11 protein-coding genes and 2 pseudogenes are annotated in these 10,097 nt (G+C 56.8%); 6 read left to right on the top strand and 7 right to left on the bottom strand.

All coding sequences use genetic code 11. The annotated features are described in order from the left end of the window. Positions 1-254 (bottom strand): ATP-binding protein (locus tag GA0061101_RS26310; protein ID WP_280951442.1); only part of this gene is annotated, 254 nt, incomplete at its 3' end. Next, a pseudogene (gene istA / locus GA0061101_RS26305) lies at positions 157-1,780 on the bottom strand (IS21 family transposase). The gene GA0061101_RS26310 and the pseudogene istA, both read right to left, overlap by 98 nt. A gap of 167 nt (positions 1,781-1,947) precedes the next feature. On the opposite strand from istA, the gene GA0061101_RS26300 reads away from it, so the two are divergent. The 5 genes from GA0061101_RS26300 (at position 1,948) to GA0061101_RS26280 (ending at position 5,909) form a co-directional block, all read left to right on the top strand. After that, positions 1,948-3,126 carry a class I SAM-dependent methyltransferase gene (locus GA0061101_RS26300; RefSeq protein ID WP_245297578.1) on the top strand — a complete coding sequence of 393 codons (1,179 nt, stop codon included), beginning with the start codon at positions 1,948-1,950 and terminating at the stop codon, positions 3,124-3,126. A 40-nt stretch (positions 3,127-3,166) separates the two neighbouring features. Continuing rightward, a complete protein-coding gene (locus GA0061101_RS26295) occupies positions 3,167-3,922 on the top strand; it encodes a haloacid dehalogenase type II (RefSeq protein ID WP_037198415.1) in 756 nt (251 codons plus the stop codon). Then, the gene (locus GA0061101_RS26290) at positions 3,922-4,338 is read left to right on the top strand and encodes a CopD family protein (RefSeq protein ID WP_051963841.1); all 417 of its coding nucleotides are present in this window, start codon (positions 3,922-3,924) and stop codon (positions 4,336-4,338) included. The genes GA0061101_RS26295 and GA0061101_RS26290 overlap by 1 nt, the downstream gene beginning before the upstream one ends. Positions 4,339-4,478: 140 nt before the next feature. Next, positions 4,479-5,132 carry a peroxiredoxin-like family protein gene (locus tag GA0061101_RS26285; protein WP_092575709.1) on the top strand — a complete coding sequence of 218 codons (654 nt, stop codon included), beginning with the start codon at positions 4,479-4,481 and terminating at the stop codon, positions 5,130-5,132. Positions 5,133-5,204: 72 nt separating this feature from the next. Continuing rightward, positions 5,205-5,909: a glutathione S-transferase family protein gene (locus GA0061101_RS26280; RefSeq protein ID WP_037198417.1), complete on the top strand. Its 705-nt coding sequence runs from the start codon at positions 5,205-5,207 to the stop codon at positions 5,907-5,909. 79 nt (positions 5,910-5,988) lie between these two features. Here GA0061101_RS26280 and msrP read toward each other — a convergent pair. Next, positions 5,989-6,489 (bottom strand): annotated as a pseudogene (msrP, locus tag GA0061101_RS26275) (protein-methionine-sulfoxide reductase catalytic subunit MsrP); the annotation flags it as partial. A 105-nt stretch (positions 6,490-6,594) separates the two neighbouring features. Beyond that, complete coding sequence (locus GA0061101_RS26270; RefSeq protein ID WP_047558301.1) at positions 6,595-7,290, bottom strand: DUF1223 domain-containing protein; 696 nt, start codon at positions 7,288-7,290, stop codon at positions 6,595-6,597. 178 nt (positions 7,291-7,468) lie between these two features. Here GA0061101_RS26270 and GA0061101_RS26265 point away from each other — a divergent pair, with 178 nt between their 5' ends. Then, positions 7,469-8,212 (top strand): alpha/beta hydrolase, encoded by a 744-nt coding sequence (locus GA0061101_RS26265; protein WP_052212386.1) that lies wholly within the window; start codon positions 7,469-7,471, stop codon positions 8,210-8,212. A gap of 68 nt (positions 8,213-8,280) precedes the next feature. On the opposite strand, the gene GA0061101_RS26260 is transcribed toward GA0061101_RS26265, so the two are convergent. The 3 genes from GA0061101_RS26260 to GA0061101_RS26250 are packed head-to-tail and all read right to left on the bottom strand — an operon-like array spanning position 8,281 to position 10,097. Next, on the bottom strand, positions 8,281-8,583 hold the full coding sequence (locus tag GA0061101_RS26260; RefSeq protein ID WP_047558513.1) for a putative quinol monooxygenase: 303 nt from the start codon (positions 8,581-8,583) through the stop codon (positions 8,281-8,283). Positions 8,584-8,597: 14 nt separating this feature from the next. Continuing rightward, on the bottom strand, positions 8,598-9,404 hold the full coding sequence (locus GA0061101_RS26255) for an SDR family NAD(P)-dependent oxidoreductase (protein WP_047558303.1): 807 nt from the start codon (positions 9,402-9,404) through the stop codon (positions 8,598-8,600). Between the two features lie 39 nt (positions 9,405-9,443). Continuing rightward, positions 9,444-10,097 carry a peroxiredoxin-like family protein gene (locus GA0061101_RS26250; protein ID WP_092575706.1) on the bottom strand — a complete coding sequence of 218 codons (654 nt, stop codon included), beginning with the start codon at positions 10,095-10,097 and terminating at the stop codon, positions 9,444-9,446.

Below are 10,097 nucleotides of genomic sequence, written 5' to 3'. Positions count from 1 at the left end.
AATGTGCCGGTAGCCAGCTCTCGCACCAGGGATTCATTGACGGGCGTATTGGTGAAGTCGAAGTCATCGATGTCCTTGGCCAGTGGCAGCTTGGCGATACTGAGCTGGTAGCGAATGGACCGGGCCTGCTTCTCGGCGATCTCCGACTGCAGGAGGTCACCGACGATGCGCGGCGGTTCGTGTTGCCGTTTGATGCCATTGCCCATGACCTCGTCGTAAGCGCTGCGTATTCCGTAGAGCTTCAACGTGCTCATCAGTTCGAGAACCTGTGTGCGTTCCATCAGCTTGCCCTCCTGAGCCTGTCGTAACGGGCGCAATCGGCGACCGGCTCATGGGTCAATCGAAGCGCATCGGGGGTTTGAAGAGTGATGGCAGGCGCAGGGTCACGACTGCGAGCCAGGATATTGATGATCACCGAGGCAGAGCAGACGCCGTGATCCACCGCCTCCTGGCAGGCCGCATCGACAGCCGTCAGACCATCGGTCGGAACGCATGCAAGGATGGTGACCATTTGCCGATCACCGTCATGGACGCTCTTCAGGCGCTTGCGGACCTTCTCCATTGCTGCTGGCAACGCCCAATCCTTGAATGGGGCACCGTTGCGCAAAGCACCAGGTTTGCGAGCCAGAACAGGCACATAATGCCAGGGATTGTAGGCTGTATCGCCTCGACCAAAGCAACGCTGGTGTTCACCGACACTCACCCCATCCTGCTTGATGACGATCCGATCAGCATAGGCATGAACCTCGACAGGGCGACCTACTGCGGTTGAGAGGACAGAGTATTTGTTGTTGTCGAAACGGACCGTGCAGGTCTTCGACACCGAGGCCGGGACGCTATGGAAACCATCGAACGGCCCGACGTAATGCACGAGGCTGCCGCGTTCCTGCTCGAACACCTGCCAGATCATTCGCTCTGTCTGCTCGGGATGGCGGTGCGCCTTGGCGTAGGCGATGCATTTGTCGAGCAGCCAGACATTCAACTCCTCCAGGCTTTTGACCCGCAGGCGTGGTGTGAAGAAGCGCTCGCGAACCAGACCAACCTGGTTCTCGACCTGTCCTTTCTCCCATCCGGATGCGGGCGTGCAGGCGACCGGCTGAACCAGATAATGGCTGCACATCTGCAGGAAACGGCGATTGTATTGCCGCTCCTTGCCGACGAACACAGCCTCGACCGCAGTCTTCATGTTGTCGTAGATACCGCGCGTGCAGGTGCCTCGGAAGAAGTCGAAAGCCTTGTCGTGTGCATCGAACACCATCTCCTGGCTCTCACGCATATAGGCTCGTGCAAACATCATGCGGCTGTGGCAAAGCCGAACATGAGCGACCTTCACGGTCGTCGTCACGCCATTGATCAGGATGATCTCGTGGCTCCAGTCGAACTGGTAGGCTTCGCCTGGCGCGTAATAGAGCGGCACGTAGGCCTCGGCCGTGACAGCTCCCCGATCCTTCGACCAGCCCTTCGCATAGCGCCGGATCGCATCGTAGCTACCATCGTAACCAAGCGCCCGAAGCTCCTCATATATCCGGATCAGCGTCAGCCGCTCCCGAGAAGGCTTGCCTTCGTTGGCCATCAGAAAGCGCTCGATCTCAGCCTTCCAGACGCCAGTCTTTGGTAACGGTTGCCGTTCTCGCTCATAGGAGAAGTCGGTCTCATCGGAGCGCAATATCTTGCGGACCGTATTGCGGGACACATGCAGCTCCCGGACGATCTTCTTCACCGACCAGCCCTGCACATGGAAGGCTCGACGAACACGCGCAATCGTATCCACTCGCTTCAACTCCCCCTCCATCCGCCATCAAAAGACGGATGGTCAGACGAAACAGGAGGGGGGTCAAAATTAGACGCCGGTCACCCCGCCAGAGGGGTCAATATTCCACGCCGAAACACATTCCTGACATTCTTCCGCTGCTGGCAGGAATTGCGGCGTTGAAAGGAGATACCGAAATGGCGATCGGTTATTGGAACGATATGCTTGCGATCAAACCGGACCATCTCGTGGCTCTCCTGGAAAAGGGCGCGCTCGTGCTCAAACGTGGAGAAACGGACGAGGCGATCCGGTGTTTTGAGGCTGCGGCAATCGTTTCTCCCGATAATCCGTTGGCCTTGAACAACCTGGCCGTCGCCCTTGTACAGGCCAGCCGCCATCATGAGGCCCTCGACCACTTCCGCAGGCTGGCAGGTCTGCAGCCGGAGAACATCATGCTGCAACATCAGGTTCGTCGCCAGACATCGAGGGTCGTTCCTTTCTGGCATATTCCGATGTTGAACGATGTGCATCGCAATGCGGCCTTTGAAGAAGCAATCAAAAAGGTGGTTGCTGCGCGCGGAACGTCGGTGCAGATTCTCGATATTGGTGCCGGTAGTGGATTGCTGTCGATGATGGCGGCGAGGGCGGGAGCGACAAACATCGTGACCTGCGAAGCCGTTCCGGTGATCGCCGAAATTGCCAAGCGGATCGTCGCGCAGAATGGGTTCTCCGACCGGATTGCCGTTGTCGACAAGATATCCACGGATCTCGTTATCGGTCGGGACATGGGTGCTCGCGCCGACATCCTGGTGTCGGAAATCCTGTCGAGCGATCTTCTTGCCGAAGATGTTCTCAACACTTTTGAGGACGCTCATGCACGTCTGACCAACGAGGGCGCGACCATCATTCCGCGGGCAGCGACAGCCGTTGGTTGCCTGGTTGAGAGCAATGTCCTTAACCAGTACGCATTTGTGGAGGAGGTGTCGGGCTTCGACGTTTCTGAATTCACGCAACTTGCTGCCAATCGACTGCCGGTCCACGGCACGATGACGGAATGGAAGAGACTTTCGCCTGATGTTGATCTGCAGAAGATCGATCTGACTCAGTCAAAGTATGCCGAAGAGATGCGCATTGTCGAGATTCCGGTGATTTCGGACGGTATTGCGACCGGGATCGTTCAATGGATAAAGATAGATCTCGCGGAGGGCGTCGAGTTTGTCAATCATCCTGACAACTATTCAGACGGCGGCTGGCTGCAGATCCTGCATCCGTTTCCAAGGCCAATACAGGTTGAGAGCGGCACCGCTCTGCAAATCATTGCGGGCCACGATCGCAGCAGCCTGATATTGATGCCACTGTCTTCGGCTAGGAACTGAGACCACGAGCTACGGCAGAGCATGCGCAAAAGAGGTCGGAATGGGCCAGACAATCAAAGCATTCGTATTTGACGCCTATGGCACGCTTTACGACGTGCGGTCGGTTGAGAACGCTGTGGAGCTTGCGTTTCCGGGCCGCGGTCGGTTGATCACGCATGTCTGGCGGATGAAACAGCTCGAATATTCGTGGCTTGCGACGCTCATGAGCCGATACGAGGATTTTTGGTGCCTGACGCTACGCTCTCTGGAATATACGCTCCATTCCCTCAACCTCAGCTTTAATGAGCAGCTGCTTCAGGACATAGCCTCGAGCTATCTCAACCTCACGCCCTTTGACGATGCGCGGCCTTGCCTGGAGCGGCTCGCACCCTTGACGCGCGCCATACTGTCGAATGGAAGCCGCTCGATGTTGTCGAGCCTTGCTGTAAATTCCAAGCTCGATCGTCTTTTCGATCATATTGTCAGCGTCGATGCAAACCGTGCCTTCAAACCCGCTCCGCAGGCCTATGCGCTCATCGAGGCAGTGCTTGGCGTTGGGCGTGACGAGGTTGCGTTCGTATCGTCCAATGGCTTCGATATCTGCGGTGCAAAGAGTTTCGGTTTCACCGTCGTCCGCGTCGCGCGGACCGATACCGCCAATATTGCCGGAAGCCTGGCGGAGATGATCGTTGACGACCTCTTTGTTTTCAATCTGATGCGCGCAAATGCTGAGGCGTTGAACTATGCAGCGGATCTCACGGTGGGGTCGCTGGCTGATATTCCCGACCTGTTTGAAGATCGTGGGTTCGCCGGCTGATGTACCTGTACGTCAAAGCGCTTCATATCGTGGCTGTCGTTACCCTGATTTCTGGCATGCTGGCGATGGCGCTTGCGCTACGGATTGTCATATCCGGACCGCTTGAACGGGATGGCCGCAGGTTCGCCGAAGCCATACTGCGTTGGGACGGGTTCGTGACAACGCCCGCCCTTGCCGTTGTGTGGATGGCTGGCTTTACGATGGCGTTTGGCGCCGGCTGGGACACATCACCCTGGCTTTTGCTGAAGATGGTACCGGCCATCTTTTTAAGCGGCCTGCACGGTCTTCAGGGAACGACCTTGAGACGTCTTTTGCAAGACGGCAGGCCTGCCAATGGTCTGTTCAGGGCCGCTCCGATCGCGATATTCGTTGCCTTCATTGCCATCGCCTGGCTTGCGGTCGTCAAGCCCTTCTGACCAGGATCGAGGATGTCGTGGCCTGACCTCATCTCGCTGACGATATTTTGATTGAACTGACGGTTGAATTATAGAACGATCGAATTAAAACTAGGCCGTTGAGTTCCAAAAATCACAGAAATGGTCGGGGTGTTACTCAAATGGAACTGGAGCAGGAGCTTGCAGCTTTCAAGGCTGAATTTGCACGCAGTGCACCAGCGGGTCGAGCTGCTCTGTATGACGCAAAAATCGAAGAGCTACGAGCGAATTTTCCCTTAGCCACTGTTCTCCAAGTCGGTAGCCTCGCTCCAGATTTCGAACTACCCGATGTTTATGGAACACACGTCAGCCTTCGTCGATCGTTGCAATCTGGTCCTGTGGTTTTAGCGTTCTACCGCGGGGGCTGGTGCCCTTACTGCAATATTCAGTTGCGAGCCTATCAACAATCAATGCAACAGATCTCAGCAGCAGGTGGACGGCTTATCGCAATATCCCCGCAGCTTCCGGACCAGTCCTTTAGCACTGCGGAAAAGAATGAATTGTCGTTTAGCGTCTTAAGTGATGTCGGGAACGTTGTGGCACGAAGCTTTGGTCTCGTGTTCAGCTTGCCTCTGGAATTGCGCGCGGCGCTGACAGCCAACAACAAGGCACTCCCCGACATCAACGGTGACGAAAGCTGGGAGCTTCCCGTACCAGCGACATTCGTCGTTGCATCCGGTGGCGCGGTGACTTTAGCCCATTTCGATGTCGACTATAGGCAACGACTCGACCCAGGCACGATCCTTGATGCGCTGAAATCCCTGACAGCGCAATAATGCGGTCGGCGGACTTCTATTTCAGCCTGCAAGTTTGCCAGCGCATCCGCAATTGCGAAATGGAGATCTCAAATGATCCGGTTTTATTTCCACCCGACGCCGAACCCGGCTAAAGTTGCGCTTTTTCTTGAAGAAGCCGAGCTCGCTTATGAGCTGTTTCCTGTTGACACAAGTAAGGGCGAGCAACACCAGGCTTCGTTTCGGGCGATAAACCCGAACGGCAAGGTTCCGGCGATTGTCGATACTGAAGGTCCAACAGGAAAAGAGGTACGGGTATTCGATTCGACGGCAATTCTTCTCTATCTTTCGGAAAAGACCGGCAAGTTCCTCGGCCCCGTTGTGGATCGACCCGAGCTGCTTTCCTGGCTTCTGTTTCTTGCGTCGGGCCTCGGTCCGTTTTCGGGGCAGGCGGTGCACTTTCAGCATTCTGCGCCAGAGGCGCTGGATTACGCGATCAACCGCTATCGCCGCGAGGCCGAACGCCACTACCAAGTCCTAAACGATCACCTCAAGGGACGGTCCTATATTTTGGGTGACACCTATACGATCGCCGATATGTCGGCCTGGGGTTGGCTCGATCGGGCATCCCGCGTGCTAAAGGGCGCTGACGATCCATTCGCGCTATACCCTAACCTGAAACGATTCTTTGATAATGTTGACACCCGACCGGCGGTAGCCCGCGCGCGGAACGTTGGCAAAGATCATGTTTTCAAACGCGTCAACGACGAGGAGACAAAGCGCGCGCTTTTCCCCTCGAACTATCCATTGATCGCCTAAGCCCACCTAATTATTTGTGGAGATTTCCCTTGAACGGAAGCCGGTCGCCAGCGCTTGGGTAAGACGAAGGTGAAAGCCATCAGAAATTCGCCCTCAGATCCACGCCAGCATAGAGGCTGGCGACCTGATTGCCATAGCCGTTGAAACGCAGAGTCGGGTGACGACTGGCACTGAAGAAACCGTCTTCGCCGGTTGGCCGCTTGGTGGCTTGGCTCAAGCGTGGATGATCGACGGTCGGATTGACGTTAGCATAGAAGCCGTATTCCTGGCTGTTGGTCACTGAGCGCAATGCGCACGATCGACTTGATACCCTTGCCGCCGTATTTCCACGGTACGACGACGCGGATCGGCGCGCCGTTCTGGTTCGGCGGCGCCTCGTCCAGCCGCAGGCTTTCGACATAGGGCCAGTCCAGCGATTCGAGGAGGCTCAACTGCCCGGGGATCTCAGTCGGCCGTAAGACAGTCTCGAAGGCGACGAATTTTGCGCTGCCGAGCCGAGCGGCTCTACCTTGTCGAGCAGGGCCGAGAGTGGAAAACCGCCCCAGGGAATGACCATCGACCACGACTCGACGCAGCGCATCGATGGAGCGGCGTGAATAAAATTCGAAATTCGCCGATATCGGCGCCACCGACAGCAGGCGCCGCGCTCTTCAAATTCACTCTGCGCTCGCACCTGAGGGAGTAATCAGTCAGTGATGGCCGACAGGATCGCGCCGCCGTTGGGTCGCTGGACAAGCACCGCGGTCTTCAAGCCCGGTTGCTGACCTGGGAGTGTAAAAGAAGTCATCTCTCCGCTCCAATGACCCAATCTCTCAAGACGACGAACAACGTGAGCATGTTGCAAAGTGCTTCCCGTGTTCTCGCCCCGCGCAACGGGCACTGCCTCGATCTGTGGGTCGTAACGGACCAGCCAGACGTCAGCGCCGCCAGTTTCAGGGCCTGCCCCAACCTCGATGCGATCCCGGCTTAAGGCGAGCGCAGGCCCATTGAGAGGAGGCGTTTCAGAGATGAGCTGCTGGATCTCCGGTAGGCTGTTTCCCACGGCCGTCGCCGACCCGTTCACGACCATTTGCGGTGTGTAGGGTCCCGCCTGGTGCAGGGAAGGTTCGTAAGTGACTTGACGTTGAGTGAACTCCGGCTTTCCGTAAGTGTCCTTCCATCCGAGATAATCCCAGTAGGTTACTGAGAAGCTCAGGGCCAAAACGTCGGACCGATTGCTAAGCTTGATAAGGTTGACGTTAGCGGGTGGGCATGACGAGCAGCCCTGACTTGTGAATAGTTCTACAACGGTTGGCGTCCGCTCTGCTGCAACTGCGGGCAGTGCCGCAGCAACGGTCAGCGAAGACAAGAGTGTCGTTTTGATGATGCCACGATATTTCATGGTGAAGCTCCCAGGCTATGTCCTCGCGCCAGGAAATCTGGACGATCAACCAGGTATTCGCCGCACAGACGACCATTGTTACGTCCTCACATCTTAGTGATGGCGCAGACAACGCTGTAACGATCGACGACCACTCTGCGTAACGGAGACATCATCACCATATCACGGGGAAAATAACATGTTTCAGCTGCGATCCACTGTAGTAGCCGCCGCAGTCGGTGTTCTGTCGGCGTTTTCGCAACCGGCACTTGCCGAACCAGTCTCTTTCAGTACCAAGGATGGAGTACGGATATACGGCGACTTCCGTAAAGCGGATGGGCAGGCCCGGGGCACGATCCTGCTCTTTCATATGGCTGGCTCGAACAAAAGTGAGTACGCGCCTCTTTCGCCCCTCCTCAACAAGGCGGGCTTTGCAACGCTAGCAGTAGATCTCCGCTCAGGCGGCAACCTGTGGAATGGCATAAACGAGACCGTGGCGCACGCGAAAGCCAATTATGACTACGCCGACGCCATTCCCGATCTTGATGCCTCGATCGCCTACGCGGAGGCCAAGCACGCCGGACCCATTGCTATTTGGGGATCAAGTTACTCGTCAGCGTTGGTCTTCATTGTTGCGGCATCACATCCAGAGGTCAAAGCTCTGCTCGCGTTTTCGCCGGCCGAATATATCACCGGCCACTCAATCAAAAACGCTGCTGCAAAGCTGTCTATTCCCGTTTTTATAACCTCGTCGCCTGACAGCGGCGAAGTATCGGCTGGTCTCGCGCTGGCAGATGCCGTGCAACATCAACAGGCTGTCCAGTACATTCCCACTCACGGTGTTCACGGATCATCTACCCTTCGTCGTGACGAGGATCCTGCAGGCGCTGACGAAAATTGGAAACACGTAATGGCGTTTCTGGATAACGCCTTTCCACGCTGACGATGTCGTCAAGAGCATGAATAACGCTCCGAGCCGGCGAACGAGTGCCGGCTCGGAAGCTGGCAAAATTAGCGGAGGACACGATCCGCCAGAACGTCGGGCTGCTTGATTTCGAGCGGTCCGTCGAACAGTTCCTCATATTTTGCCATCAGAGCAGCGGCGATCGACCCACCAAGGTGCGCCTGGCGACCTTCGACGCTGTCGAAAGCATCGAAGATGCCGAAGGTCAATTGATCGAACCGGACGGCAAACCAGGCGACGGTCAGCGGCTCTTGCTCCAACAAGGCAGCCGCTCCCTTCAGGAAAGCCGCAACCTCTTCCTCTTTTCCAGCCTTTGCCTTCAGTTGAACGAATAGTGCGAGCTTGGTCATGTTCATTTCCTCTATCAAAGTGCCGAATGGCCGCTCACGGCTTCTTCGAGCGCAGGTTTCATGGTCAGGAAACGTTCGTCGATCGCTGCAGGATCGTCACGGTTGGTCGCGATCATTTTAGCGCGGGTCTCTCCGCCGCGGATCACTTCGAGCGCACCTTCCTCGATTCCGCCAATTAAAGCGTCAGCGACCGCTTCTGCTGGCTCCCGAGTGAAGCCAAGCTCAGGACCGGCCTTGGATGATTGCATCATTGGCGTATCCGTCGCGCCGGGGTAGAGCGTCAGAACGTGGACGCCTTCTCCCTTCAACTCGCGGCGCAGAGCTTCGCTGAAGCGGGCAAGCCCTGCCTTGACGCCTGCATATGTCGCGTAGAAAGGCGCCCCGATCAGCGCGATGCCCGAGGCAACGTTGACGATCAGCCCGTCGCCGGAATCACGCAGATGAGGAAGCGCCGCCTGCGCGAGCAAGATCGGGGCAACGAGGTCTACCTCAACCATTGCCCTTATCTCCTCCTCGGTCGTTTTTTCGAGGCGGCCGGCTCGAACTCCGCCAGCGTTGTTGACTAGGACGTCGAGCCCACCAAGCACGCGGATGGCCTTCTCAAGTGACCGGGCACGGCCTTCGGCTGTCGCAACGTCCGCCTGTACCACCGCAACGGGAGATCCGTTTGCCTCAAGCTCCTTTGCCGCTTGCGTCAGGCGTTTCCCATTTCGGCCGGAGATGACGACACGAGCACCTTTGGAAATCATGACGCGTGCGATAGCGAGTCCGATGCCACTCGATCCACCTGTGATCAGAACGCGTTTTCCGTTAAGCTCCATTTGTTTACCTCGTTCTCGTTGAAACTCGCATCGGACGCCTCAGGCAGGCGCTTTTTCCCTCAAAGCGTCAACTATGGCCTCGGAAGACAAGCGCTTGCGATAGTCTGCTTCCGCATGGGACAGGACGACGCGGCCATTGCGACCGATGACAAAAGTTGCGGGGATCGGGAGTTCCCAGCTGTTGTCGCCGTTGATTGCAGCCAAATCGATCCCAAGGGAGGCATGAGCGCCCTTCAGATCCTCGGGCATTCGGCAAACCAGACCAAACTTCCGCGCGACGACGTTGCCGATATCGCTGAGCACATCGAAGGTGAGGTTGTTTTTTTCAGTTATTGACAAGGAGCCGTCTGGTCTCTGGGGCGAAATGGCGAGGAGACATCCACCTGCTTCTGCGATCTCCGGCAGAGCACGTTCGTAAGCTGCCAGCTGGATATTGCAGTAGGGGCACCAGGCGCCTCGATAGAAAGTAAGAACGACCGGACCGCCTGAAAGTGTCTCCAGCAGTGATATGGCCTCGCCTCCGGCGCCCGGCAGCGTAAATTCCGGAGCCAGGTCGCCAGGCTTGGGTACCCGGTCAAAGGGAAAACTGGCGGTCAGTTCCTTGACCTTGGCATTGAGAAATGCCGCCGCGCCTGGAGCGGCGCTTGCCTCGAACCTTGCGTTGTAGTCGGCAAGTTCCTGCTCAAGATCCAT

Origin of the sequence: Martinezella lusitana (genome assembly GCF_900094565.1) — a bacterium.
GTDB classification, from domain to species: domain Bacteria; phylum Pseudomonadota; class Alphaproteobacteria; order Rhizobiales; family Rhizobiaceae; genus Rhizobium; species Rhizobium lusitanum.
The sequence above is the reverse complement of the archived record's forward strand: the minus strand, read 5'-3'. Positions and strand labels throughout refer to the sequence as shown.